The 309-nt window shown below is 65.7% G+C and carries 1 pseudogene; it reads left to right on the forward strand.

What is annotated here, in order from left to right:
* Positions 1-309, forward strand: a pseudogene (locus CBX98_RS25925) (IMP dehydrogenase); the annotation flags it as partial.

Genomic DNA, 309 nt, shown 5'->3' on the forward strand with positions numbered 1-309 from the left:
TCTACACGATCGGCATCGGGGCAAACGCCATGCGTGTGCCGGATTTCTTCGGCAGTCGCGTGGTGAACCCATCTGCCGATCTTGACGTGTCGATGCTCACCGACATCGCCAACCAGACAGGCGGCCGATTCTTCCGCGCCACGGACAGCGATGAACTCGCCCAGGCCTATCGCGCGATCGATGCACTCGAGCCGGTCCCCCAGCAGGGAGCCGCACTCAGGCCGCGTTACGAGCTGTTCCGCTGGCCGTTGCTGGCTTCGCTCGCCCTGTTCGCCATCGCTGCGCTGCCGCGCTACCTCGGCCGGAGGT

Source organism: Vibrio sp. T9, from assembly GCF_003123985.1.
In the GTDB taxonomy this organism is placed as follows: domain Bacteria; phylum Pseudomonadota; class Gammaproteobacteria; order Enterobacterales; family Vibrionaceae; genus Vibrio; species Vibrio diabolicus.